Annotated in this window: 29 protein-coding genes; 9 read left to right on the plus strand and 20 right to left on the minus strand. The window is 63.2% G+C overall.

Features of this window, described 5'->3' with window-relative positions; genetic code table 11:
- Positions 1–75: 75 nt before the first annotated feature.
- Positions 76–705, plus strand: a complete 630-nt coding sequence (locus NTA49_RS00735) for a ribonuclease T2 (protein ID WP_258292732.1) — start codon at positions 76–78, stop codon at positions 703–705.
- A 68-nt stretch (positions 706–773) separates the two neighbouring features.
- On the opposite strand, the gene NTA49_RS00740 is transcribed toward NTA49_RS00735, so the two are convergent.
- The 4 genes from NTA49_RS00740 to NTA49_RS00755 form a co-directional block, all read right to left on the minus strand.
- Positions 774–1748, minus strand: a complete 975-nt coding sequence (locus tag NTA49_RS00740; protein WP_258292733.1) for a quinone oxidoreductase family protein — start codon at positions 1746–1748, stop codon at positions 774–776.
- 12 nt (positions 1749–1760) lie between these two features.
- Entirely contained in the window at positions 1761–2750 is a 990-nt protein-coding gene (locus tag NTA49_RS00745; protein WP_258292734.1) for an NAD(P)H-quinone oxidoreductase, read from the minus strand.
- Between the two features lie 92 nt (positions 2751–2842).
- Positions 2843–3529: a COQ9 family protein gene (locus NTA49_RS00750; RefSeq protein ID WP_258292735.1), complete on the minus strand. Its 687-nt coding sequence runs from the start codon at positions 3527–3529 to the stop codon at positions 2843–2845.
- 85 nt (positions 3530–3614) lie between these two features.
- Positions 3615–5105 (minus strand): LysM peptidoglycan-binding domain-containing protein, encoded by a 1491-nt coding sequence (locus NTA49_RS00755; RefSeq protein WP_258292736.1) that lies wholly within the window; start codon positions 5103–5105, stop codon positions 3615–3617.
- 165 nt (positions 5106–5270) lie between these two features.
- On the opposite strand from NTA49_RS00755, the gene rpsU reads away from it, so the two are divergent.
- Positions 5271–5477, plus strand: coding sequence for a 30S ribosomal protein S21 (gene rpsU / locus NTA49_RS00760; RefSeq protein WP_258292737.1), 207 nt, complete (start codon positions 5271–5273; stop codon positions 5475–5477).
- A gap of 84 nt (positions 5478–5561) precedes the next feature.
- Here rpsU and NTA49_RS00765 read toward each other — a convergent pair whose 3' ends face one another.
- Together NTA49_RS00765 and NTA49_RS00770 are read right to left on the minus strand one after the other, a co-directional pair.
- On the minus strand, positions 5562–7151 hold the full coding sequence (locus NTA49_RS00765; RefSeq protein WP_258292738.1) for a GMC family oxidoreductase: 1590 nt from the start codon (positions 7149–7151) through the stop codon (positions 5562–5564).
- A complete protein-coding gene (locus tag NTA49_RS00770; protein WP_261368082.1) occupies positions 7148–7618 on the minus strand; it encodes an Lrp/AsnC family transcriptional regulator in 471 nt (156 codons plus the stop codon). The genes NTA49_RS00765 and NTA49_RS00770 overlap by 4 nt, the downstream gene beginning before the upstream one ends.
- Positions 7619–7759: 141 nt before the next feature.
- Between NTA49_RS00770 and ald the strand changes: the two genes are divergently transcribed.
- Positions 7760–8878, plus strand: coding sequence for an alanine dehydrogenase (gene ald / locus NTA49_RS00775; RefSeq protein ID WP_258292740.1), 1119 nt, complete (start codon positions 7760–7762; stop codon positions 8876–8878).
- A gap of 116 nt (positions 8879–8994) precedes the next feature.
- Here ald and mscL read toward each other — a convergent pair whose 3' ends face one another.
- The 10 genes from mscL to pyk form a co-directional block, all read right to left on the minus strand.
- A complete protein-coding gene (gene mscL, locus NTA49_RS00780) occupies positions 8995–9429 on the minus strand; it encodes a large conductance mechanosensitive channel protein MscL (RefSeq protein ID WP_258292741.1) in 435 nt (144 codons plus the stop codon).
- A 115-nt stretch (positions 9430–9544) separates the two neighbouring features.
- Positions 9545–9994: a YtoQ family protein gene (locus tag NTA49_RS00785; protein WP_258292742.1), complete on the minus strand. Its 450-nt coding sequence runs from the start codon at positions 9992–9994 to the stop codon at positions 9545–9547.
- Between the two features lie 28 nt (positions 9995–10022).
- Positions 10023–12419 carry a phenylalanine--tRNA ligase subunit beta gene (gene pheT, locus NTA49_RS00790; protein ID WP_258292743.1) on the minus strand — a complete coding sequence of 799 codons (2397 nt, stop codon included), beginning with the start codon at positions 12417–12419 and terminating at the stop codon, positions 10023–10025.
- Positions 12420–12521: 102 nt separating this feature from the next.
- Positions 12522–12803 (minus strand): YrhK family protein, encoded by a 282-nt coding sequence (locus tag NTA49_RS00795; protein WP_258292744.1) that lies wholly within the window; start codon positions 12801–12803, stop codon positions 12522–12524.
- An 18-nt stretch (positions 12804–12821) separates the two neighbouring features.
- Entirely contained in the window at positions 12822–13130 is a 309-nt protein-coding gene (locus NTA49_RS00800) for a hypothetical protein (RefSeq protein WP_258292745.1), read from the minus strand.
- Between the two features lie 7 nt (positions 13131–13137).
- Positions 13138–14211: a phenylalanine--tRNA ligase subunit alpha gene (pheS, locus tag NTA49_RS00805; protein WP_261368083.1), complete on the minus strand. Its 1074-nt coding sequence runs from the start codon at positions 14209–14211 to the stop codon at positions 13138–13140.
- A gap of 155 nt (positions 14212–14366) precedes the next feature.
- Positions 14367–14732 carry a 50S ribosomal protein L20 gene (gene rplT, locus NTA49_RS00810; RefSeq protein ID WP_258292746.1) on the minus strand — a complete coding sequence of 122 codons (366 nt, stop codon included), beginning with the start codon at positions 14730–14732 and terminating at the stop codon, positions 14367–14369.
- Between the two features lie 15 nt (positions 14733–14747).
- The gene (gene rpmI, locus NTA49_RS00815; RefSeq protein WP_258292747.1) at positions 14748–14948 is read right to left on the minus strand and encodes a 50S ribosomal protein L35; all 201 of its coding nucleotides are present in this window, start codon (positions 14946–14948) and stop codon (positions 14748–14750) included.
- Positions 14949–15085: 137 nt separating this feature from the next.
- Complete coding sequence (locus NTA49_RS00820) at positions 15086–15331, minus strand: hypothetical protein (protein WP_258292748.1); 246 nt, start codon at positions 15329–15331, stop codon at positions 15086–15088.
- 12 nt (positions 15332–15343) lie between these two features.
- Positions 15344–16789: a pyruvate kinase gene (gene pyk, locus NTA49_RS00825; protein ID WP_258292749.1), complete on the minus strand. Its 1446-nt coding sequence runs from the start codon at positions 16787–16789 to the stop codon at positions 15344–15346.
- A 255-nt stretch (positions 16790–17044) separates the two neighbouring features.
- On the opposite strand from pyk, the gene NTA49_RS00830 reads away from it, so the two are divergent.
- The 4 genes from NTA49_RS00830 to NTA49_RS00845 all read left to right on the plus strand — a co-directional run bounded on the left by NTA49_RS00830 (position 17045) and on the right by NTA49_RS00845 (position 19447).
- Positions 17045–17359, plus strand: coding sequence for a DUF1244 domain-containing protein (locus tag NTA49_RS00830; protein WP_258292750.1), 315 nt, complete (start codon positions 17045–17047; stop codon positions 17357–17359).
- 118 nt (positions 17360–17477) lie between these two features.
- Complete coding sequence (locus tag NTA49_RS00835; protein ID WP_258292751.1) at positions 17478–18071, plus strand: OsmC-related (seleno)protein; 594 nt, start codon at positions 17478–17480, stop codon at positions 18069–18071.
- Between the two features lie 3 nt (positions 18072–18074).
- Positions 18075–18704 carry a glutathione S-transferase family protein gene (locus NTA49_RS00840; RefSeq protein WP_258292752.1) on the plus strand — a complete coding sequence of 210 codons (630 nt, stop codon included), beginning with the start codon at positions 18075–18077 and terminating at the stop codon, positions 18702–18704.
- An 86-nt stretch (positions 18705–18790) separates the two neighbouring features.
- Positions 18791–19447 carry a MarC family protein gene (locus tag NTA49_RS00845; RefSeq protein WP_258292753.1) on the plus strand — a complete coding sequence of 219 codons (657 nt, stop codon included), beginning with the start codon at positions 18791–18793 and terminating at the stop codon, positions 19445–19447.
- 33 nt (positions 19448–19480) lie between these two features.
- Here NTA49_RS00845 and NTA49_RS00850 read toward each other — a convergent pair whose 3' ends face one another.
- The 3 genes from NTA49_RS00850 to dgcN all read right to left on the minus strand — a co-directional run bounded on the left by NTA49_RS00850 (position 19481) and on the right by dgcN (position 22380).
- Positions 19481–20341 carry a D-amino-acid transaminase gene (locus NTA49_RS00850; RefSeq protein WP_258292754.1) on the minus strand — a complete coding sequence of 287 codons (861 nt, stop codon included), beginning with the start codon at positions 20339–20341 and terminating at the stop codon, positions 19481–19483.
- A gap of 5 nt (positions 20342–20346) precedes the next feature.
- Positions 20347–21312: an N-acetyl-D-Glu racemase DgcA gene (gene dgcA, locus NTA49_RS00855; protein ID WP_258292755.1), complete on the minus strand. Its 966-nt coding sequence runs from the start codon at positions 21310–21312 to the stop codon at positions 20347–20349.
- 66 nt (positions 21313–21378) lie between these two features.
- The gene (dgcN, locus tag NTA49_RS00860) at positions 21379–22380 is read right to left on the minus strand and encodes an N-acetyltransferase DgcN (RefSeq protein WP_258292756.1); all 1002 of its coding nucleotides are present in this window, start codon (positions 22378–22380) and stop codon (positions 21379–21381) included.
- 282 nt (positions 22381–22662) lie between these two features.
- Between dgcN and NTA49_RS00865 the strand changes: the two genes are divergently transcribed.
- Entirely contained in the window at positions 22663–23619 is a 957-nt protein-coding gene (locus tag NTA49_RS00865; protein ID WP_258292757.1) for an L-malyl-CoA/beta-methylmalyl-CoA lyase, read from the plus strand.
- A gap of 37 nt (positions 23620–23656) precedes the next feature.
- Here the strand turns inward: NTA49_RS00865 and NTA49_RS00870 are convergent, their stop codons facing one another.
- Complete coding sequence (locus tag NTA49_RS00870; protein ID WP_261368054.1) at positions 23657–24109, minus strand: Lrp/AsnC family transcriptional regulator; 453 nt, start codon at positions 24107–24109, stop codon at positions 23657–23659.
- Positions 24110–24181: 72 nt separating this feature from the next.
- Here NTA49_RS00870 and NTA49_RS00875 point away from each other — a divergent pair, with 72 nt between their 5' ends.
- The gene (locus NTA49_RS00875; protein WP_258292758.1) at positions 24182–24775 is read left to right on the plus strand and encodes a LysE family translocator; all 594 of its coding nucleotides are present in this window, start codon (positions 24182–24184) and stop codon (positions 24773–24775) included.
- Positions 24776–24822: the final 47 nt, after the last annotated feature.

The raw sequence follows: 24822 nt of genomic DNA on the forward strand, positions 1-24822 counted from the left end.
CGGGGCAGAACGGTTTCCATTGTCGGGGAACTTCGGGCGTATATACTGGTGCAAGGGGCATAAGGAAAGAGGCGAATGCGCGCAGCACTGATCTGGCTGATGATGGCCCTGCCGCTTTGGGCAGAAAGCGACAGGGCAGGTGAATTCGACTACTATGTGATGGCGCTGTCGTGGTCGCCCAACTGGTGCGCGCTGGAGGGTGACGCGCGTGGGTCGCCGCAGTGTGACGCGCGCCATGATCATGGCTGGATATTGCACGGGCTTTGGCCGCAGCATCATCGCGGATATCCGTCCTATTGCCAGACGTCGGAGCGCCCGCCATCGCAAGGCATGACCGCGCAGATGGCTGATATCATGGGCACATCAGGGCTGGCCTGGCATCAGTGGAAGAAACACGGCACCTGCACGGGGCTGAGTGCAGACGCCTACTATGCCCTGTCGCGCGCGGCCTATGCTTCGGTGGTGCGCCCGCCGATCTTTCGCAAGATTACCGCGCAGATGAAGCTGCCCGCCTCGGTCGTGGAAGAGGCATTCTTGCAGGCGAACCCGGAGTTCGAGCGCGATGGCATCACCATCACCTGCAGGTCGGGGCATATACAGGAGGCACGCCTTTGCCTGTCGCGCGCGCTGGAGCCTGTACCCTGCGGGCGGGATGTCGTGCGCGATTGCACGCTGAAAGACGCGATTTTCGATCCGGTGCGCTAGCTGCGGGTTTCGGAAGCCTCCGGCGGGGATATTTAAGGCCAAAAGAAATATGCCCCGCCTGAGGGCCGTCAGAGCGTCAGGATTGTGCTGCCCGTCGTCTTGCGCGCTTCGAGCGCGCGGTGTGCTTCGGCCACGTCCCCAAGGGCAAAGCGCTGGTCGATGCGGATATCCACGTCGCCCGACAGCACCTTGTCGAAGAGGTGCTGCGCCATCTTCTGACAGGTCTCGTGGTCGCCGATGTGGGTGAACAGCGTCGGGCGGGTGATCTTCAGCGATCCCTTGGGGCCAAGAATGCCCAGATTGACGGGCGGCACCGGGCCGGATGCGTTGCCGAAGGATATCATCATGCCCAAGGGCTTGAGGCAATCGAGCGAGCCGTCGAACGTGTCCTTGCCGACGGCATCCATGACTGCATCGACGCCCTTGCCATCCGTCAGTTCGCGCACCTGCGCCACCCAGTCCTGCGTGCGGTAGTTGATGCAATGTGCAGCGCCATGTTCCAGCGCGAGGGCGCATTTCTCGTCCGTGCCGGCGGTGCCGATCAGCTTGATCCCTTCGGAGCGGGCCCATTGACAGGCGATCAGCCCGACGCCACCGGCGGCGGCGTGAAAGAGCACCGTGTCGTTCATCTGCAGCGGCGTGGTGCGGTGCAGGAGATACTGCACCGTCATGCCCTTGAGCATCATCGCGGCACCCTGTTCGAAACTGATGTCGTCCGGCAGCGGGCAGACCTGTGCGGCGGGCATCACCCGTGCTTCGCAATAGGCGCCGGGGGGCTGGGCGGCATAGGCGGCACGGTCGCCGACTTTCAGATGGGTCACGCCCTCGCCGACCGCCTCGATTATACCGGCGGCCTCCATCCCTAGGGCGTGGGGCAGTTTCATCGGGTAGAGCCCGGTGCGCTGGTAGACGTCGATGAAGTTCAGGCCCACGGCCTTGTGCGCGATGCGGATTTCGCCCGGTCCGGGATCGCCCACGGGACGGTCTTCGAGTACGAAGTTCTCCGGCCCTCCGGCCTCCTTGATGAGTGCGGTCAATGCCATGTTGCGGTCTCCTTATGCGCCACCGATTTCCAGAACGATCTTGCCGATATGTGTGCTGCCTTCCATGCGGGCATGGGCATCGCTGGCCTTCTCGAAGGCGAACGTGCTGTCCATCACCGGGGCGATCTTACCTGCCGACAGCAACGGCCAGACCGCTTCGCGCAGGTCCTGGGCGATGCGTGCCTTGGCCAGATCGCTTTGCGGGCGCAAGGTGCTGCCGGTCATCGTCAGGCGGCGGGCCATCAGTTGGACAAAGTTCATCTCGACCTTGGGCCCTTGCAGAAACGCGATCTGCACGAGGCGGCCATCGTCCGCCAGCGCCGAGAAGTTGCGCGGGATGTAATCGCCGCCGACCATGTCGAGGATCAGATCGGCACCGCCGAGGTCCTTCATCACCTCGACAAAATCCTCGGTCTTGTAGTTGATCGCACGTTCCGCGCCCAGATCGACGCAGGCTGCGCATTTCTCGTCCGATCCGGCGGTGACGAAGACCCGCGCACCGAAGTGATTGGCCAGCTGGATCGCCGTCGTGCCGATGCCGCTGGACCCGCCGTGGATCAGGAACCGCTCGCCGCCCTTCAGGCCGCCACGGGTGAAGACGTTGGACCACACGGTAAAGAAGGTTTCGGGCAGGCAGGCGGCCTGTTTCATGTCCATGCCCTCGGGCACCGGCAGGCAGTGCGCCGCAGGCGTCGCCACGTATTCGGCATAGCCGCCGCCGGGCAGAAGGGCGCAGACCTTGTCGCCCACGGACCAGTCGCTGACGCCAGCGCCCACTTGGGTAATTTCGCCCGAGGCTTCGAGGCCGGGCAGGTCGCTGGCGGACTTGGGCGGGTTGTACATGCCCGCGCGCTGCAGCGCATCGGGGCGGTTGACGCCGGCAAAGGCAACCTTGATGACAACCTGACCGTGCCCTGCCTGCGGCATCGGGCGATCGGTGGGCTGCAACACTTCGGGCCCGCCGGGCTTGGTGATTTCGATCGCGCGCATGGTCTGGGTCATAGGGGCCTCTCTGATGTCATTTGCACATGGCTAGCAGGCCGCGGGCGGCGACGGAACCACCGTGACGTTCTGGGCCCGTCCGGCACGCAGCGTCAGTTGCCGGGGCCGCTCCAGCGTCCGGGAAAGCCGGTCCGGTCTGCGGGACGTCGTATCGACTGTATCAGGCGGTTCGGCCCTGCCATCAGCTTGGACAGCACCGGATTGTCGCGCATCTGCGCCTTGGCCTTTTCGATCTGCATCACGTTGTCGATGCGACGGTCGAGGAAGGCCCAGGTCGCCTGGTGGCCCGTGCTGTCGTCGCCCAGCCAATAGAGCACGGTGGACCCGTAGACGCCCGAGAGCGTGGCGCGCTTGGTGTACCAGTTCACATCGTCCGAGGTATCGCCCAGCGCGGTCCAGATCGCATCGGCGGTGCCCCAGATCGCCTTGGCCCCATCTGCGGCATGGATCGGCAGCGCGAAGAGGGTGGTGGCGCGGCGCACCGCTTCCTTGTCCTCGACCGCTTCGAGACGAAAGCGCACGGCGGCGGCGATACGGTCGCGAAACCGCAGCGCGCTGAGGTCCTCGGACTTGAGCCGTTCGATCATCGCCCGGTCACCCCTGGCATGAAAGGCCAGCGCCAGATCGACGGCACCGCGGGGGTAGTGCGCGCGGGCGACCGTCTTGTCCACGCCGCTGTCTGCGACCGCCGCGTCAAAGGCGCGGGCACTCCACCCATCGAAGGGCACGTGCAGGGCAATCGCCTGCAGCAGCCTGTCTTCCACGGTCAATTCTGTCATCTGGGGTCTCCTTCGAGGGTAAGCTTACAGGGACACCGGGCAGCAGGGAACCACTTTCCCTTGCCCGGTGTCGGCCTGGGCGGTGTCATCCGCAGTTGATGAAGACGCGGCCATCGCCCTCGATCGTGCGACCACCAAGTTGGACCGCGCCGCCCGCAGGTGGCATCACGGCCAGCCCGTCGACGCCGCGCCGCTCCAGATCGAGCGCGCGGTAGGGCTGATCAAAGATGAACGCGGGATCGCCACCCAGCTCCACATAGCCGGTCCGGGGGGCACCGTTCAGACCGGTTTCGACCCGCAGGGAGCCTGTTCCGGCTTCGGTGATGTCGAAATCGGGACGGTTGCAATCGCCGCCTTTGACCGTCCAGCCACCGACCAGATAGGCGTGGGTCAGGGATTGATCGTCGTCGCCATTGCGCGGCGCGGTCACCTCGCGGATCTGGTCTACCGTGATGGTGGCGCGGCCTTCCATGCAGTACGATATGTCGGCGCGGTCACCGCGTATCTCGACGTATTCGCCTTTGGCCCCGTCAACGCCGTCGCCGGTCAGCGCGTAGCGCGCGCCTGACGGCGTCACCAGCAGCGGGCATTCGGTCCCGGCGCGCACCCAGCCTTCGGCCTGGAAACCGCTTGCGTCATCGCCCGGCGGCGGTGCGACCTCGCGCAGGTCGTAGACGTCAACGGTGGTCAGGTCAGCGGCGCAATAGGCGGGGGCGCGGACACCCGAGATTTCCACGTATTCGCCAGTGGTGATCGGGGGGTTGTTGCCCGCAAGCGCATAACGGTCGCCATCGGGGGTCACCAGCTCGGGGCATTCCAGACCGGTTTCGACCCGTCCTTCCAGCGTCAGGCGCCGGGGCGTTTCGCGGGTGACGTCGAACGGATCGGATTTATAGGTAACGCCCCGGTCGGTATCCACGACGAAGATAAAGCTCTCGCCCGGATCAGCCGCCTCGGGCAGAGGCACCTCGACGTTCAGGCGGCCCTCGTCGTCCGTCTGCGCCTGTCTCAAGGCGCTCCACTCTGCCGCGCGCGGCCCTGCGCCGATGGTCACGTAATCATTTGGGCGCAGGTTGCGCGCGCTGAGCGTCACGCTGCTGTCTTGCGTGCCTGAACTGGGCGAGATCATCACGCGAGCACTCGGGCGGTCATCAGGAACACCCAGAAGCTGACCGATGTCCAGATCGTCGGGGTCGAACTCGCCGTTCTCGGCGATCAGCTCGAAGACCGAGACGCCCAGGCGACGGGCGATGGTGTTCAGCGTGTCGCCCTGCTGCACCTCATATCGCTGCTGGCCGCTGCCTGCAGGGGTGCGGTCACCGCTGTCGGCGCTGGACACCAGCCGCAGCTCGGTCCCGACGGCGATGTCGCGCGGATTGTTCAACGTGGGGTTCAGGTCCATTATGCGGCTCAGCGACACGCGGCAGGCCTGCGAGATGCTGTAGAGCGTATCGCCACGCTCGATCTCGTAGCTTGCACCGCAGCGCGATTGCGCGCCAGCGCCCTGTGCCGAGAGTGCAAAAAGACCTGCGAGAATGGCGGTCGTGGCGGTGAACTGGTTGCGTCGGAAATACATGGAACCCTCCTCTTTCAATTCGAAGGTGTAACGATGCAACCTGCGGGCCTGTTCCATTGCAGAGGGCTTCGGGAGGGGCCGGACTGGACATGGCACTGCATGTTTGTTACACACGCTGTTCCTGCAAATCCTTGCAACTCAACTTAGAAAGGTGGTGAAAACCACATGCAGGTTAGTGTTCGCGATAATAACGTCGATCAAGCGCTGCGCGCCCTGAAGAAGAAACTTCAGCGCGAGGGGGTGTTTCGTGAAATGAAGCTCAAGCAACAGTTCGAGAAACCCTCCGAGAAAAAAGCACGCGAGAAAGCCGAAGCGATCCGCCGTGCCCGCAAGCTGGCACGCAAGAAAGCTCAACGCGAAGGTATGATGTAAGTCATTCCCGGCGTAAGCTGGTTCAAGTTTCGGACCCCCGCATGGCATAGCCTGCGGGGGTTTGTCGTTTCAGGGGGTCGCGATTCAGCCTCGGGCGGTGGCCAGGATCATGTCGCTGGCCTTTTCCGCCATCATGATCGTCGGCGCGTTGGTGTTGCCGCTGGGGATCGCGGGCATCGCGCTGGCGTCCACCACGCGCAGGCCGCCGACGCCGCGCAGGCGCATCTGAGCGTCCAGCGGGGCATCGTCGCCGCCCATCCGCACGGTGCAGGTGGGGTGAAAGATCGTGGTGCCCACATCGCCCGCCGCCTGTGCCAGTTCGGCATCGGTCTGGGCCTGTGCGCCCGGTTTCATCTCTTCGGGCGCATAGCGTCGCATCGGGTCTTGGGCCATGATCGCGCGCACCTGCCGGATCGCATCGCGGGCCACCTGGCGGTCACCTTCGGTCGACAGGTAGTTGGGCGCGATCACAGGGGCCTGATGCGGATCGGCGGATGCAATCTGTATGGTACCACGGCTTTGCGGGCGCAGATTGCAGACGCTTGCGGTAATCGCCGGGAAATTATGCAACGGCTGCCCGAAAGCCTCGAGCGAGAGCGGCTGCACGTGATATTCAAGGTCCGCCGTCGCCAGATCGGGTCGCGACTTGCTGAAGGCACCGAGCTGGCTGGGGGCCATCGACATCGGGCCGCTGCGGCGCAGGGCGTATTCCATGCCGATCATCGCCTTGCCCCAGAGGCTGCTGGCCATCGTGTTCAGCGTCTTGGCGCGGGTCAGCCGCCAGGCGCAGCGCAGTTGCAGATGGTCCTGCAGGTTGGCCCCGATCTGCGGCGCGTCATGTACGACGTCGATGCCGTGCTCTTGCAGCAGCGCCCCCGGCCCTAGCCCCGACAATTGCAGAATCTGCGGGCTGTTGACCGCACCTGCGCAGAGGATCACCTCGGCACCCGCCCGCGCCTGATGCGTTTCGCCCGCACGGCCGTATTCCACGCCCACCGCGTGCCCCTCTTCGATCAGGATGCGGCGGGTGTGCGCCTGCGTTTCGACCTTCAGCGTCTTGCCCGTGGCGGTGCGCAGGAACGCTTTGGCGGTGTTCATACGCCAGCCGCTCCGCTGGTTGACGCGGAAATAACCCACACCTTCGTTGTCGCCGGTGTTGAAATCGGTGACCTTGGGCAGGCCCCAGGCCGCTGCGGCCTCCATCCAGTCGTCCAGCAGGTCCCAGTGCAGGCGCTGGTTTTCCACCCGCCATTCGCCGCCCGAGCCGTGCATGTCCGAAGGGCCATCAACGTAATCCTCGGACTTGAGGAAGTAAGGCAGCACGTCGTCCCAGCCCCAGCCCGCAAGGCCCATCTGCCGCCAGCCGTCGTAATCCGCCGCCTGACCGCGCAGATACAACATGCCGTTGATCGAAGAACAGCCGCCCAGCACCTTGCCGCGCGGATAGAGCAGCGACCGCCCGTTCAGCCCGTCCACGGGTGCCGTGCGGTACATCCAGTCGGTGCGCGGATTGCCGATGCAATAAAGATAGCCCATCGGGATGTGCACCCAGTGGTAATTGTCCTTGCCGCCCGCTTCAAGGACCAGCACGCGGTGGCCTGCGTCGCTCAGGCGTTTGGCCACGACACAGCCGGCGCTGCCTGCGCCGACGACGATGTAATCCCAGTTGCTCATTTCTCTCCCCAGACCGGCAAGGCCGTCGTCTTGAATACCGTGCGCAAGGCAAAGCTGGACTGCATCTGCGCCACACCGGGCAGACGCGCCAAGTGCTGACGGTGGATGCGGGCGAAGTCCTCGGTGTTTTCGGCCACGACCTTCAGAATGTAATCGGCGGTGCCTGCCATCAGATGGCATTCCAGCACGTCAGGAATGCGGCGCACCGCCTTTTCAAAGGCATCCAGCACCTCGTCGGCCTGCCCTTGCAAGGTGATCTCGACGAAGACCGTGGTCGACACGCCCATCTTGCGCGCATCAAGCAAGGCGACATAATCCTTGATATACCCTTCGGTCTCTAACCGCTGCACCCGGCGGTGGCAGGCAGAGGCGCTGAGGTTCACCTGTTCGGACAGGTCGGCGTTGGACATACGCCCCTTGCGTTGCAGCGCCTCGAGAATACGCCGATCGGTCGCATCCACTGACATTCGCGCATATTCCTTCGAAGAATTCTTCATATGACGCCAGACTATTCGAGGAATGGGGCAAAAGGCGAGGCCCCTTTCGTGGGTTCTTGCGCTGAATTCAGGGTAAAATATGTGCCATACTGCAACACGAAGGAATGGCAGATGAAAATCGGATGTCCAACAGAGATCAAGCCACAGGAATTTCGCGTCGGGATCACCCCCAACGCCGCAAGAGAGGCCGTGACCCACGGGCACAGCGTGCTGATCCAGTCGGGTGCAGGCATCGGCGCAGGCTTTGAGGATGCGGATTACACCGCGGCGGGCGCGCAGATCGCCGGATCGGCCGCAGACGTGTTCGCCGCTGCCGACATGATCGTCAAGGTCAAGGAACCGCAGCCGGGCGAGCGCAAGATGCTGCGCGAGGGTCAGGTGCTGTTCACCTACCTGCACCTGGCACCGGACCCCGAGCAGACGCATGATCTGCTGGCCTCGGGTGCGACCTGCATCGCCTATGAAACCGTGACCGACCGTCAGGGCGGCCTGCCGCTGCTGGCCCCGATGTCCGAGGTCGCCGGACGGCTTGCCCCGCAGGTCGGCAGCTGGACGCTGCAAAAGGCCAACGGCGGGCGCGGTGTGCTGATGGGTGGCGTGCCGGGCGTCAGCCCCGCCCGCGTTGTGGTGATCGGCGGCGGTGTCGTCGGCACCCATGCAGCACGGATCGCGGCAGGCATGGGCGCGGATGTGACTGTGCTGGACCGCTCGCTGCCCCGGATGCGCTATCTGGACGACACCTTTGGCGGTGTGTTCAAGACCAGCTATGCCAGTGCGGGCAACACCATCGAACTGGCGCGGGCCGCCGACATGATTATCGGTGCCGTGCTGGTTCCGGGGGCTGCCGCGCCCAAGCTTATCTCTAAGGCGCAACTGTCCGAGCTGAAACCGGGTGCCGTGCTGGTGGACGTGGCGATTGACCAAGGCGGCTGTTTCGAGACATCGAAGGCCACCACGCACCAGGACCCGATCTATGACGTGGACGGGATCATGCATTACTGCGTGGCCAACATGCCGGGCGCGGTGGCGCGCACATCGACCATCGCACTGGGCAACGCGACAATGCCGTTCATGCTGGCGCTGGCGGACAAGGGTTGGAAAAAGGCCTGTGCCGACGATCCGCACCTGCTGGCGGGATTGAACGTGCACGCGGGCAAGCTGACCTATGCAGCCGTCGGTGAAGCGCTGGGGCTGGATGTGGTCACGCCACGGGATGCGCTGGACCTGTAAGCGTTGCAGGGGGCTCTGCCCCGCGGCGCATGCGCGCCTGCCCCGGAGTTTTTCGGGCAAGATGAAGCGATGAGGCCCGCGCGGGAGGCAATCCGGCGCGGGCCTTCGTGTTTCGTTTATCGCTGTTTGGCCAGCTGATCGCGGATTTCCAGCAGCACGTCGAGTTGCGACGGGCCTGTGTGGACCTCGGGGGCGACGTCGTCGGGTTTGGTTGCCGCTGCCTTGACCCGGTTGACCATCTTGACCAGCATGAAGACCACGAAGGCGATGATCAGGAAATTGACCACGGCCATCAGGAACGAGCCATAGGCAAAGACCGAGGCCCCGGCTTCGCGGGCTGCTTCCAGCGATGCGCCCACAGGCACTTCGCCGGAAAGAACCGCATAGTTGTTGGTGAAATCGACGCCGCCGGTGAACACACCGATGATCGGGTTGATCAGATCGCCCACCATGGAACTGACGATGGCGGTAAACGCGGCACCTACGATGATGCCCACGGCCATGTCCATGACATTGCCCTTGGCGATGAAATCCTTGAATTCGTTCAGCATAACTGGTTCCTCGTAAATGATGGCGCGGTGATTCTTGTGTTGTGCGCCCACCTCCACCCGTTACCACAGCTTTGGTGGCCCGCCAGAGCAAATTGCGAAATTCGCGTGGGCCGGATCAGCCCGGCAGGGTTCCGGTCAGCACGTAGCGCAGGATATCAACGACCTGCTGCGGCTCCTGCGCGACGGCCAGGGCCGCGGCGTCCACTTCTTTCAGCGCGTGGGCGTGATCGGGGCCGTGCAGCACGATCAGCGATTTGCCCAAGGCTGCGGCCTGCCCTGCATCGAAGGCGGCGTTCCACTGCTTATACTGGTCGCCAAAGCGCACCACGACGACGTCGGCATCTGCAATACCCTTGCGGGTGCGGATGGCGTTGATCATGGCGCCCTTGTGGTCGTGCCAGAACTTGTCCGGCTCGGCCCCGAGGATCTCCACGCCGCAATCGTCGCTGGCAGCGTGGTCGGTGACGGGGCCGTCGAAGGACACGTCCAGCCCCTGCGCGCCCGTGATGATCTGGTCGCGCCAGTCGGTGTGGATTTCACCGGACAGATAGACTTTCAACGTCATCGCAATTCTCCTGTTCGGGCCGCGCGGATCACCCGCGCAGCGTGCCGCCTGTGGCTTTGGTCACCTTCTCGACCACCTTGGCGCTGACCGCCTCGATGTCGGCCTCTTTCAGCGTCTTGTCGGTGGGCTGCAGGCGGACCGTGATGGCCAATGATTTCTTGCCCTCGCCCAATGTGCCGCCGATGAATTCGTCAAACACGCGCACGTCTTCGATCAGCGCCTTGTCGGCTCCCTGCGCGGCATTGACCAGCGTCAGCGCCTCGACGTCCGCATCGACGACGAAGGCAAAGTCACGCTCGACCGCCTGCAGGTCGCTGATGGTCAGCGCGCCCTTGCTGGCACCGGTCTTGCGCGGCATCGGGATTTCGTCTGGCCACAGGGTAAAGGCCATCGCGGGCCCCTTGACGTCCATCGCTGCCAGAATGCGTGGATGCACCTCGCCGAAGACGCCCAGCACCTTTTTCGGACCAAGGCAGATTTTGCCGTGGCGACCGGGGTGCCACCAATCGGCGGCGCCGCGCATGATCTGCACCTTGGCGGGTGCCCCCATCGCGGCAAGAACCGCCTCGGCGTCGGCCTTCACGTCGTAGATATCGACGGGGCGCGCGGCCCCATGCACGTCCTTGGGGCCGGTGCGCCCGACCAGCAGGCCGCTGACCAAGGAGTGTTGCTCGCCCGGCTCGCCGCCGTGAAAGGCGGGGCCTACCTCGAAGAACGCCAGATCAGCAAAGCCGCGCGCCTGATTGCGGGCAGCGGCAGCCAGCAGACCGGGCAGCAGCGCGGGTCGCATGTGGCTCATGTCGCTCGATATCGGGTTTTCCAGCCGCGTCAGGTCATCGCCGCCACCGAACAGCGCTGCACTGGCCTGATCAATGAAGCTGTAGGTGACGAGTTCGTTATAGCCCAGGGCCGCCGTCGTCCGGCGCGCGATCTGCTCGCGGCGTTGGCGCGGGGTCATGACGGGGCGCGGCACGCCGGGGGTCAGACGCGGCAGCGGCTTGCCTTGCAGCTTGGTCAGGGACGCCATGCGCGCGACTTCCTCGACCAGATCGGCCTCGCCCTGCACATCGGGGCGCCAGCTGGGCACGTAGGCCATATCGCCGTCCAGCCGGAACCCAAGCGCCGTCAGCGTCTGGCGCTGCTGGCTTTCGGGGATTTCCATGCCGACCAGCGATTGTACCCGCGCCGCATCGAGCTTGTAGGCGCGCGCAGTGTCTGGCACCGCACCGGCATAGACCGGCGCGGAGGCTTCGCCGCCTGCGTGGTCCACGATCATGCGCACCGCGTGTTCCAGCCCCTCGGGTGTGAAGGACGGATCAACGCCCCGCTCGAACCGGTAGCGCGCATCTGAGTTGATCTTGAGCGCGCGGCCCGCATAGGCGATCTGCACCGGGTCCCAATAGGCGCTTTCGACGAAGACATTGACCGTCTCTGCGGTACAGCCCGACGCGGAACCGCCCATGATACCCGCGATGCTTTCGACGCCGTTGTCGTCGGAAATCACCATCTGGCCTGCTTGCAGGGTGTAGTCCTTGTCATCGAGCGCGGTGATCACCTCGCCGCCCGCTGCGCGATGCACACGCAGGTTTCCGGCCACCTTGTCGGCGTCGAAGACGTGCAGGGGGCGGTTCAGATCGTAGGTGAAGAAGTTGGTCACATCGACCAGAAAGCTGATCGGACGCAGGCCAATGGCACGCAGTCGGTCCTGCAGCCACGCCGGGCTGGGGCCGTTCTTCACGCCCTTGATCAGCCGACCGCAGAATAACGGGCAGCCGTCCAGCGTATCCTCGTCGATGGTCACCTTGATGTCGCTTTCGAACGCAGCTTCGACCAGATCGACGGTGCTGGGTTTCAGCGTGCCCAGGCCCCGTGCCGCCAGATCGCGGGCAATGCCGCGCACGCCCAGGGCGTCGGGACGGTTGGGGGTGATGGCGATCTCGATCACCGGATCGACCTTGGCGGGGTCGTTTTGCGCCAGCCAGTCGGTGAAGCTTTGGCCGACCTCGCCCGAAGGCAGTTCGATGATGCCGTCATGCTCTTCCGACAGTTCCATCTCGCGCTCGGAGGCCATCATGCCGTAGCTTTCGATGCCACGGATCTTGCCGACGCCGATTGTGGTGTCGATGCCAGGCACGTAAACGCCCGGCTTGGCCACGACCACGGTGATGCCTTGGCGCGCATTGGGTGCGCCGCAAATGATCTGCTTGAGGCCCTCATCCGTCTGCACCTGACACACTTGCAACCTGTCCGCATCGGGATGCTTTTCCGCGCTTTCGACATAGCCGATGGTAAACGCCGCCAGCGCTGCCCCGCGATCTTCGACGCCTTCAACCTCAAGCCCGAGGTCGGTCAGCGCATATGTGATCTCATCCAGTGTAGCATCAGTTTCCAGATGCGACTTGAGCCAGGACAGCGTGAATTTCATGGTCTTTTTCCCCTGCGGAACATGCCGCCCTGCAATGACAAGAAATGCCGTTAGGTGCAACACCAACGTAAGAGGCAGGGGGCTGCACCGAGCTTGGCTGCGTCAGTCGCGTTCGAACCGCGCGCTCAGATCCTTGGCATCCCCCGCCGCCGCCAGCCGCAGCTCGCGGATCAGACGCAGGGTGGGCTTGCTTGCGAACAGCACCGACCCCGCGATGAACAGCCATGTGCCGGGTGTCTGCCAAGCCTCGGACCGGAACATGACCGAGCCCGCCAGAAACAGCCCCGCTGCTGCAAAGTCGATCAGCGTGTAGACGATCTCGAATGTCGCGAACCGGCGCCGGTCGGCTTCGCTATAGGTGTGCTGGTCGGGTTTGAAGAGCATGGGGCCTCCGCGTGCGTATTATTTTCTTGTCTCCGTGCGCCCTATCGATATGAGCTTCTTCGTTCGAACCGCGCCAGATATCTGATCTGCCTTGATTTTTGCTGCACGCCTGCGGTGCTGATCCGCGGCGAGTAGACCGGGAAGGCAAAGCCAGCCAAACGGCCAAATCGCAAAGCCCCAATTGCCGACAAGAACCGGCAAAAAGGTCAGGATAAAACCGCCAAAACCAAGCCCGCCTTCCCAGCGAAGTGGGTACTTCCGAGTGCGACGCTGCCACCAATGATAATAGTCAGCGCCCCAACCGCTAAGGCAGTACATCCAGTCCATCAGGCGTTTAGCGGCTCAACCCACCATGCAGCGTCGGTACGTCCAGCGACGCAAACCCGTAATGGCGCAGCCAACGCAGATCGCTGTCAAAGAACGCCCGCAAGTCGGGAATGCCGTATTTCAGCATCGCGATCCGGTCGATCCCCATGCCGAAGGCAAAACCCTGCCAGTCGTTTGGATCGATCCCGCCGGCCTGCAGAACCTTGGGATGGACCATGCCGCTGCCCAGCACTTCGAGCCAGTCGTCGCCTTCGCCCACTTTCACGGTGCCGTTTTCCCACGAACACTGGATGTCCACCTCTGCCGAAGGTTCGGTGAAGGGGAAGTGCGACGCGCGGAAGCGGGTCTTGATGGTGTCGACTTCGAAGAAGGCGGCAAAGAATTCTTCCAGCACCCATTTCAGGTTCGCCATCGAGATGTCCTTGTCGATGGCCAGACCTTCGATCTGGTGGAACATCGGGGTGTGGGTCTGGTCGTAATCGGCACGGTAGACGCCGCCGGGGCAGATGATGCGCAAGGGCGCGCCTTCGGCCTCCATCGTGCGGATCTGCACGGGGCTGGTGTGCGTGCGCAGCACGTTGGGCGCACGGTCGTCGCCTTCGGCACGGTGCATGTAGAACGTGTCCATCTCGGCGCGTGCGGGGTGGTGGCCGGGGATGTTCAGGGCGTCGAAGTTGTACCAGTCGGTGTCGATCCGCGGCCCTTCAGCCGAGGCAAAGCCAAGCTCGCCGAAGATTGCGGTGACTTCCTCGGTGACCTGGCTGATCGGGTGGATGGTGCCGACGCGGCGGGTCCGGCCCGGCAGCGAGACGTCCAGCCATTCGGAGCGCAGCCGTTCATCAAGTGCGGCATCGCCCAGTGCGGCCTTCTTGGCGGCCAGCGCGCTGTTGATCTCGTCCTTGAGCGCGTTCAGTGCGGGACCGGCGACTTGGCGTTCCTCGGGCGTCATTTTGCCCAGTTCACGCATCTTCAGCGCGACTTCGCCCTTTTTGCCGACGGCGGTGACGCGGATGTCTTCCAGCGCGGCTTCGTCGGCTGCATTGGCAATCTGGCCAAGGTATTTTTGCTTGAGATCGTCCATCGTCAACCGTCCTGTCATATGTCGCAGACGTGCTACCAGAAACGCGGCTGATTACAAGAGAGGCAAGGCGTGGGGGCCACCTGACCGCCGCCCCCATTAACGCAAAAGGCCCCGCCAAATGGCAGGGCCTTTTCTATCTGTTCAACCGTCAAAGGTTACGCGGGCAGCGCGCCCTTGGCCTGGTCGACGATGGCCGCGAAGGCCGCCGGTTCGTTCACGGCCAGATCGGCCAGAACCTTACGGTCAACTTCGATGCCTGCCAGGTTCAGACCATTGATGAAACGGCTGTACGTCAGCTGATCATCATGGGCGCGAACGCCGGCGTTGATGCGTTGGATCCACAGTGCGCGGAAGTTGCGCTTGCGGTTTTTCCGGTCGCGTGTTGCGTACTGGTTGGCCTTGTCGACCGCCTGCGTTGCAACTTTGAATACTGCCTTGCGACGTCCATAATAGCCCTTTGCGGCTTTGACGATCTTACGGTGACGTGCGTGGGTGACTGTTCCGCCTTTGGTGCGTGACATGTTTCAGGCTCCTTCTTATCGGTCGTAGGGCATATAGCCCTTGATGATCTTGGCGTCGGGCGTCGACAGGACTGTCGTGCCGCGTGCGTTGCGAATGAATTTGTTGGTCCGCTTGATCATGCCGTGCTGTTTGCCAGCCTGGCTACCGATGACTTTGCCTGTGGCACTCACCTTAAAGCGCTTTTTTGCGCTCGACTTGGTCTTCATCTTGGGCATTTCCGTCTCCTTCTTGAGTTCGGTAGACGCGCGACTCGGCATGCCACTGTGGGCCGGACGCGCAGAACGAGAGGTGCATATAGGAGGCATCGCCTTGTGAGGCAAGCGTTAATTCAACCCTGTCCGGGGTCAGCGCCTCAGGGCAGGAACCGCGCGGCGACCACGACGAACGCATGGGGCACATCCGCGATGCTGTAGCCGCCCGGACGGGTCTGGATCGCATAGAGGATCAGTGCGCCCGCAATCAGGATCGTCAGCGCCGATGCGCGCGGGGCGCGGCCATCGGACATTGCCGACAGGATCGAGGGAATGGACAGCAGGGCAAAGACGACCCCGATGACCATTGCCAGATCCGAATCCAGATATTCCGAGAATTTTTCCATCGTGCTCCGATGCTATTCCGGATCGGTACTGAAAATCAAACGTTCATCGCAGGGGGCCACACGCAGAATGTTGGTCGTGCCGGGCACGTTGAACGGCACGCCGGCAGTCACCACGATCTGGTCGTCTTTTTCGGCAAACCCTTCGGACCGTGCCGCCTTGGCCGCGCTGACCACGGCCATCTTGAAGCGGTCCATGGTGCCGGTGATCACGCAGTTGCAGCCCCAACTCAGCGCCAGACGCCGCGCGGTGCCCACCAGCGGGGTCAGCGCGATGATCGGAACGCGGGGCCGTTCGCGGGCGGTCAAAAGGGCGGTCGTGCCGCTTTGGGTAAAGCAGCAGATCGCCTTGATGTCCGTGGTCTCGGCGATCTCGCGGGCCGCGGCGACGATGCCGTCGGCGATGCTGTTGCGCTTGGCGTCGCGGCTGCTTTCGATGATCTGGGTATAGGTGGGGTCAAGCTCGACCTCGGTGGCGACGTTGTCCATCGTGCGCACCGCTTCGACCGGATAGCTGCCTGCGGCGCTTTCCGCGCTTAGCATCACAGCGTCGGCCCCTTCATAGATCGCGGTGGCCACGTCCGACACTTCGGCACGGGTCGGCATCGGGCTTTCGATCATGCTTTCCAGCATCTGCGTGGCGACAATCACGGGCTTCGCGGCACTGCGGCACTTGCGCACCAGACGTTTCTGGATCGGGGGCACGTTCTGCACGGGCAGTTCCACGCCCAGATCGCCGCGGGCGACCATGATGCCATCGCTGGCCGCCAGAATTTCGCTGAACCGTTCCACCGCGCTGGGTTTCTCGATCTTGGACAGGATCGCGGCGCGGCCCTTGGCCAGTGCGCGCGCCTCTTCCACGTCGCCCGCCCGCTGCACGAAGCTGAGCGCCAGCCAGTCGACGCCGAGCTCGCAGACGAACTCCAGATCGGCACGGTCCTTGTCGCTGAGTGCGGCCAGCGGCAGTTCCACGTCCGGCACGTTCACGCCCTTGCGGTTGGAGATCACGCCGCCCGCCATCACGGTGCAATTGGCGAAATCCGCGCCGCAGTCTTCGACCTTCAGCCGGATCTTGCCGTCGTTGACCAGCAGCGACGATCCGGGCTTCAACGCCGCGAAAATCTCGGGGTGGGGCAGGCAGACGCGCGAGGCGTCGCCCTCGGCCTTGTCGAGATCCAGCCGGAACGAGGCGCCCTCTTCCAGCATCTCGCTGTCGCCCGAGAACACGCCGACGCGCAGTTTCGGACCCTGAAGATCGGCGAGAATGCCAATGGTGCTGCCCAGATCTTCCTCGACCTGGCGGATGATCTTGTGCTTGATCGCAATCTCTTCATGACTGCCGTGGCTCATGTTCAGGCGAAAGACATCTGCGCCGGCCTCGTGCAGGGCGCGGATCATGTCATAATTATCAGAGGCAGGTCCAAGCGTGGCGACAATCTTTACGTTCCGATTACGTCTCATTTTAGCGCTAACCTTTTCTCTCAGAGCATCCCTGCAGCAACCGCAGGCCATTTCGGATCGTTATCGCCCAGTTTGCACACAATAACAACTGACCTAGAGTTAGTTACCGAAAATGACGAAGACATGAATGCAAAACCACCTGAAACCAGGCAATCTGCCGGTCCCGCAGGTGCAGTCGCTTGCGCCGCTCCTTGAAGCTGCCCACAAAGACGCCAATCTTTGACGCAACCACCACCCGCACAGGAGAAGACAGCCATGGACGCTCAAACCCAAATCGAACTGGAAGCCGCCGCCTTTCGTCGCCTGCAGCAGCACCTGATGCAGGACCGCACAGATGTGCAGAACATCGACATGATGAACCTGGCAGGCTTTTGCCGCAACTGCCTGTCGCGCTGGTATCAGGAGGCCGCGAACGAGCGTGGGATCGACATGACCAAGGACGAGGGCCGCGAGGCGTTCTACGGAATGACGATGGACGAATGGAAAGCCAACCACCAGACCGACGCGACCAGCAGCCAGCAGGCCGATTTCAAACAGGCCTTTGCAGAAAACGTCACCGATAAGTCATGACGAGAAAACCGTGATGGGCAAATTCTGACACGACGTTCGGCAGCGACGGCTTCGCTTCGGGTCTGGACAATGCCGAGGCGCCGCGACACCCTTCCCGAAACGTCGGGGAGGACACCTAGTGAGCGAAGCAAATCAATACCATGTGGGCGAGCGTGCCGATGCGCAGCCGGACACCACGCAATACACACCCAGCCCGTTCAAGAAGGGCCGCCCGCCCGAGCCGCTGCATTTCGAGGTGAACCTCGTGGCCGAAACCGCCGGTCGCCAGAAAAAGACCGGCACGGTTCAGGTGAACATTCCCGGCTTTTCTCCGCTGCGGCTTTATTGTGACGAACAGACCCCGGTGGGCGACGACACGGCACCGCCGCCGTTGGCCTATTTCTGCGCAGGCATCGGCTTTTGCCTGATGACGCACCTGACCGACATCTACACCGCCCGCAAGATCGAGATCACGTCGCTGCGGCTGGAACAGCGCGTGCGCTTCAAGACCAACCTCAGCACGATGCGCGACATGGGGCACACCACCGAGGGCGAAACCGAGATGGTCGAAACCCACGTGCTGATCGAAAGCCCCGAGCCGCAGGAACGCATTCAGGAGCTGCTGGACGAGGCCGAAGGCGCGTGCATGGCGCATTTTGCCCTGCGCAACCCGATCCCGTGGTCGACCCGTCTGGTGCACAACGGCGTCGAGACCATCAACCGGGAGGGCTGAGCCATGATCTTCTACGACTGCTCCACCGCACCCAGCCCGCGCCGTGCACGGATGTTTCTGGCCGAAAAGGGGCTGACGCCCGAAACGCACGACATCTCTATCGCCAAGGGCGAACAGTTGGGTGCGGAGTTCCTCAAGGTGAACCCGCGCGCCACGGTGCCGGTGCTGATCACCGATGCGGGCACCACGCTGACCGAGAACCTCGCCATCGCGATGTATCTAGAGGACACACACCCCGAGCCGCCGCTGATCGGGACCACGCCCGACGCACGCGCCCAGATCCTGCAGTGGAACGCGATCTGCGAAAGCCAAGGCGCCGCAGCCGTCGCTGACGTCTTGCGCAACACCAATCCGCACATGAAAGACCGCGCCATTCCGGGGCCTGCAAACTTCGAGCAGATCGCGCAACTGGCCGAGCGTGGACGCGTGCGCGTCGGTCTGTTCAAGGAGATGCTGGAACAGCGCCTTGGCGAAAGCGCTTATCTCGCCGGTGACGCCTTCACCTTCGCCGACATCTCGGCCTTCGTATTCATCGACTTTGCCCGCGTGATCAAGATGGGCGTCACCGACGAGACACCGAACATGCTGCGCTGGTACGAGGCGATCAAGGCGCGGCCCAGCGCACAGGCCTGACGCCACCGCCCTGCAAGGCCGGTCTTCAACTTCCCGCCGTTCCCGGTTAGACAGCGCACACCCCTTCTGACCGAAAGCAGCGTGACGTGGATTGGACCAGCCTTGCCCGTGAATTTATCACGCTCTTCGTGGTCATCGACCCGGTCGGCACCATTCCGGTGTTTCTCTATGCCGCGGCCCGTGCGCCGCAGCACCTGCACCGCCGGATCGCCCTGCGCGCGACGCTGATCGCGGGGCTTGTCCTGCTGGCGTTCCTGGCAGGCGGGCAATTCCTGCTTGAGGGTCTGGGCCTGCGCTTCGGTTCTTTCCAGATCGCGGGCGGGATCGTGCTGTTTCTCTTTGCGCTGTCGATGATCTTCGGCGATTCCAAATCCGACAGCGAAATATCCGCCGCCGGGCGCGACCCGATGGCGGGAGCTGTATTTCCGCTGGCGATGCCGTCGATCGCGTCACCCGGTGCGATGCTGGCCATCGTGGTTCTGACCGACAACGACAGCCAGACCCTGACCGAACAGGCCATCACGGCGGGAATTCTGGTGCTGGTTCTGACGATAACACTGGCGCTGTTGCTGGCTGCGACGGTCATTCACAGACTGATCGGCAACACCGGTGCCAGCGTGATCAGCCGGGTCATGGGCATCATTCTGGCCACCATTGCGGTCGACGCGATCATGGGCGGCTTCGATGCGCTGGGTGTGCTCAGCCTTGAGCCGCCCGTCACGATCCCCGAAACGCTGGAATAACCGGGCGGCACACGCGGGGCCGCCCGGACAGTTTCAGATCGCGACCTTGCGGCTTTCTTCCAGATAGATCTCGCGCAGGCGCGGGGCCACGGGCCCCGGCGTGCCGCTTCCGATCTGCGCCCCGTCGATCTCGACCACCGGCATCACGAAGGTGCTGGCCGAGGTGATGAACGCCTCGTCGGCATCCTGCGCCTCCTCGATGGTAAAATTGCGCTCTTCCACGGTCATCTGCGCCTCTTCAGCGAACCGCAGCACGGCGGCGCGGGTGATCCCGTGCAGGATGTCGTTGGTCTTGGGGCGGGTGATGATCTTGCCGTCTTTGACGATATAGGCGTTGTTGCTGGTGCCTTCGGTCACGAAACCGTCCTGCACCATCCACGCATCATCGGCACCGGCGGCCTTGGCCATCATCTTGCCCATCGACGGATAGAGCAGTTGCACCGTCTTGATGTCGCGGCGGCCCCAGCGGATATCTTCGATGCTGATGACCTTGATGCCTTTCAGCGCCACCGGATTGGCGGCGAGGCCCGGCTTGTCTTGGGTAAACAGCACCACGGTGCAGGGCACGGTTTCCGGGTCGGGAAAGGCAAAGTCGCGGTCGGCAGGCGCGCCCCGCGTGATCTGCAGATAGATCATTCCCTCGTCGATCCCATTCAGGCGCACCAACTCGCGGTGCACCTCAAGCAGATCGTCCTTGCTGATCGGGTTCTTCATGTCCAGTTCGTCCAACGACCGCTGCAACCGCACGGCATGGCCGTCAAAATCGATCAGCTTGCCGTCAAGCACGCTGGTCACTTCATAAACACCGTCGGCCATCAGAAAGCCGCGATCAAAGATCGACACTTTCGCTTCGGTCTCGGGCAGGTAGTCGCCGTTCACGTAAACAGTCCGCATGTGCATCATCCCCAAAGGTTCGCACTGGGGGGATGCACCCCAGCGGCGTCAAAAATCAAAGGCTCGTCGCGGTCTTCCGCCAACAGAAGCGGCCCGTCAAGGTCCACGACCTCGGCCCCCTGTGCGACCAGCGTCGCAGGGGCCATAGCCAGCGACGACCCGACCATGCAGCCGACCATCACGCGGTAGCCTTGCGCCAGTGCCGCGTCACGCAGCGCCAGCGCCTCGGTCAGCCCGCCGGTCTTGTCCAGCTTGATGTTCACCACGTCGTACTTGCCCTTCAGATGCGGCAGCGATGCACGGTCATGGCAGCTTTCATCCGCGCAGACAGGGACGGGCCGGTCCATGCCGATCAGGGCATCGTCGTCGCCTGCGGGCAGCGGCTGTTCGACCAGCTGCACACCCAGGCGCACCAGATGCGGCGCCAGATCGGCATAGACCTCCGCCGACCAGCCCTCGTTGGCGTCCACGATGATCCGCGCATCGGGCGCCCCTGCCCGCACCGCCTCAAGCCGCGGCATGTCGTCGGGCGTCCCCAGCTTGATCTTCAGCAGCGGGCGAAAGGCGTTCTTGGCAGCCTGCGCCTGCATCGCCTCGGGGCTGTCCAGCGACAGGGTATAGGCGGTGATTTCCGGCCCCGGCTTTGCCAGCCCGGCCAGTTCCCAAACCCGCTTGCCCGCGCGCTTGGCTTCCAGATCCCACAGCGCGCAATCGACAGCGTTGCGCGCAGCACCCGCAGGCAGCAGATCGTAAAGCGCCATCCGCGAAAGTTCCGCAGGCAACCCTTCGATCTCGGCCGCTACACTGTCCAGCGTTTCGTCGTAGCGGGCATAGGGCACACATTCGCCCACACCCGTCACGCCGCCATCATTGATCCGCACGGTCAGCACCTGCGCCTCGGTCCGCGACCCCCGCGCGATGGTAAAGACCTGTGCCAGCTTGAACACGTCCCGCGTCACTTCGATGCGCATACACTTCCCTTCATCTTGCCCGAAAAACTCCCGCCGGAGGCTCCTGCCCCCAGCAGCAGGCACACCTTACAAGGCTGCCAGAGCATCTGCCAACCGCTCTGCCCCATGGCGAAACGGATCGACTGCTGGCATGCCGTATTCGGCCTCAAGCTCGGCCAGATAGGCGCGCGCCTCGGCGTCGGGCATGTGTTGCGTGTTCACCGAAATGCCCACGACCTTGCAGGTTGCATTCGCCACCTTGGCCATCGCCAGCGCCAGCTCGCTGACTTGACCGATGCTGGGCGGGGTATAGCTGGGCAGTCCGCGCATATGCTTACGGGTCGGCTCGTGGCACACAATCAGCGCATCAGGCTGGCCGCCGTGGATCAGCGCCAGCGTCACACCGGAATAGCTGACGTGGAACAGGCTGCCCTGCCCTTCGATCACGTCCCAATGGTCCGCGTCGTTGTCCGGCGACAGGTATTCGATCGATCCCGCCATGAAGTCGGCCACGACCGCGTCCAGCGGCACGCCTTCGCCGGTGATCAGGATGCCGGTCTGGCCGGTGGCACGGAACGTGCTTTTCATGCCCTTGGCGCGCATTGCCTCGTCCAGCGCCAGTGCTGTGTACATCTTGCCGACCGAGCAGTCGGTGCCCACGGCCAGCACCCGCTTGCCGGTGCGCTTTTCACCGTTGGCGATGGGATACTCGACCGAAGCGACCCGCACATCGTGCATTTCGCGGCCGTATTTTTCGGCAGCGGCAACCAGTTCGGGCTCGTCTTCCAGCAGGTTGTGCAGGCCGCTGGCCAGATCGTAGCCTGCTTCGAGCGCCGCCAGCAGCACCTCTTTCCATGCCTTCGAGATGATACCGCCGCGATTCGCCACGCCGATCACCAGCGTCTTGGCACCGGCTTCCAGACCTTCCTCCAGCGTCATGTCGCCCAGCTTCAGGTCAGCGCCGCAGCCCTCCATCCGATATTGACCAACCGCATTGTCGGGGCGCCAGTCCTTGATGCCTTGCGCCACTTTCGCGGCCAACTGGTCGGGTGCATCGCCCAGGAAGAGCAGGTAAGGTGTCTTGATCATTGTGGCAGTCCTTTTGATCGTGAATAGGGCGGGCCTCTGCCCGCTTTGCCCTGATACTGAGCAACTTCTGGCACAACATGGTACGAAACTCGGCGCGTGTCAGGTCGATTCAACGAATTTCTTCGAAGAACGGTGCGTATTTTAGAAGATATGCCCAAAGTGCCGCCACCCCGCACGACCCGCGATTGCTGCACCTGCAAAATCAACCTTGCGAAAGCCCGCGTAATTTAATACCCGCTAGATCAATGACGACGCAATAAAATTACCTTGAAAGGTCCGCACATGAGCTTCCGCCTTCAGCCCACGCCCCCAGCCCGCCCGAACCGCTGCCAGCTGTTTGGCCCCGGATCGAACACCAAGCTCTTCGCCAAGATGGCCGCCTCCGAAGCCGACGTGATCAACATGGATCTCGAGGACAGCGTCGCACCGTCGGACAAGGACACCGCGCGCGCCAACATCATCCAGGCAATCTCTGAGCATGATTGGGGCACCAAGACGCTGTCGGTGCGGATCAACGGGCTCGACACACCCTATTGGTACCGCGACGTGGTCGATCTGCTGGAACAGTCGGGCGAGCGTCTGGACCAGATCATGATCCCGAAAGTGGGCTGTGCCGCCGATATCTATGCGGTCGATGCGCTGGTCACCGCGATCGAGACCGCCAAGGGGCGCACCAAGAAGATCAACTTCGAGGTCATCATCGAATCTGCCGCCGGTATCGCCCACGTCGAGGAAATCGCCGCATCTTCGCCTCGTCTGGTCGCGATGAGCCTGGGTGCCGCCGACTTTGCCGCGTCGATGGGCATGCAGACCACCGGCATCGGCGGCACTCAGGAAAACTATTACATGCTGCGCGACGGGGCCAAGCACTGGTCCGATCCCTGGCACTGGGCGCAGGCTGCCATCGTCGCCGCCTGCCGCACCCACGGCGTGCTGCCGGTCGACGGACCCTTTGGCGATTTCTCCGACGACGAGGGTTTTCGCGCTCAGGCGCTGCGGTCGGCGACGCTGGGCATGGTCGGCAAATGGGCGATCCACCCCAAGCAGATCGCGCTGGCAAACGAGGTCTTCACCCCCTCTGACGAAGCCGTCGCCGAAGCCCGCGAGATTCTGGCCGCAATGGAACAGGCCAAGGCCAATGGCGAAGGTGCGACCGTCTACAAGGGACGCCTGGTCGACATCGCGTCGATCAAGCAGGCCGAGGTCGTGGTCAAGCAATACGAGATGATCACCGGCTGACACGGATCTGCCGGGCGCTTCGGCGCCCCGCATGCTGTCAGGCGCGTTCGTCCTTGGGCGATCCCATCACCACATAGGACGTGATTGCGTTCACCTGCGGCAGCGCCCCCAGCATGTCGGTATGAAACGCCTTGTAACTGTGCAGGTCGGCGCATTCGACGCGCAGCAGATATTCGATGGTGCCGGTGGTGTTGTGGCATTCGCGCACTTCGGGCGCGCGCGAAATTGCCCGCTCGAACGCCTCTTGCGAGGCCTTGGTGTGATCGCGCAGGCCGACACCGACATAGGCCACAAACCCCGACCCCAACGCCGCGCGGTCCAGCACCGCGCGGTAGCCCTTGATCAGCCCCGAACGCTCCATGTCCTGCACCCGGCGCAAGCACGCCGAGGGCGACAGGCCGACGCGTTCGGCCAGTTCCAGATTGCTGATACGGCCCTCGCTGGACAGCTCTTGCAATATCCGCTCATTAATCCGGTCAATCTTCGCCATAAATTGCAATATTCCCTCTGCACCACCCCATTTTGCAATTTAAAACCGCGATTTCAACGTCATTCATTGCGCATGACCCTTGATATTCTCCTCGCCCTCGCGGCTTTCGCCCTTGTCAGCTCCATCACGCCGGGGCCGAACAACCTGATGCTGATGGCATCGGGTGCAAATTTTGGCTTTCGGCGCACGGTGCCGCATATGCTGGGGGTGGGATTGGGGTTCGTCTTCATGATCCTGGTGGTGGGTGCGGGGCTTGCGCAGGTGTTCGACGCCTACCCGCTTAGCTACACGGTGCTCAAGATCGTCTCGATCCTTTACCTTACCTATCTTGCCTGGAAGATCGCCAATGCCGCCCCGATCCGGCGCGGCGAGGCTTCGGGGACCCCGATGACGTTCCTGCAGGCGGCGGCATTCCAGTGGGTCAACCCGAAGGCCTGGGCAATGGCGCTGACTGCCATCTCTGCCTACACGCCCGACACCACATTGACTGCGATTGCTCTGGTCGCGGTGATCTTCGGGGCGATCAACATTCCCTCGGTCAGCCTGTGGACCGTGATGGGGCAGCAGATGGCGCGGGTGCTGACCAATCCGGCGCGCCTGACCGCGTTCAACTGGACGATGGCCGCGCTTTTGATCGCATCGCTTTACCCGGTGCTGTTCCCCTGAGATTGCATTCGCCGCCCCGTCCAGCCATATATCGGTCAAAGCCGAAG

The sequence above is a fragment of the Pseudosulfitobacter koreensis genome, assembly GCF_024733015.1.
Classification (GTDB): domain Bacteria; phylum Pseudomonadota; class Alphaproteobacteria; order Rhodobacterales; family Rhodobacteraceae; genus Pseudosulfitobacter; species Pseudosulfitobacter koreensis.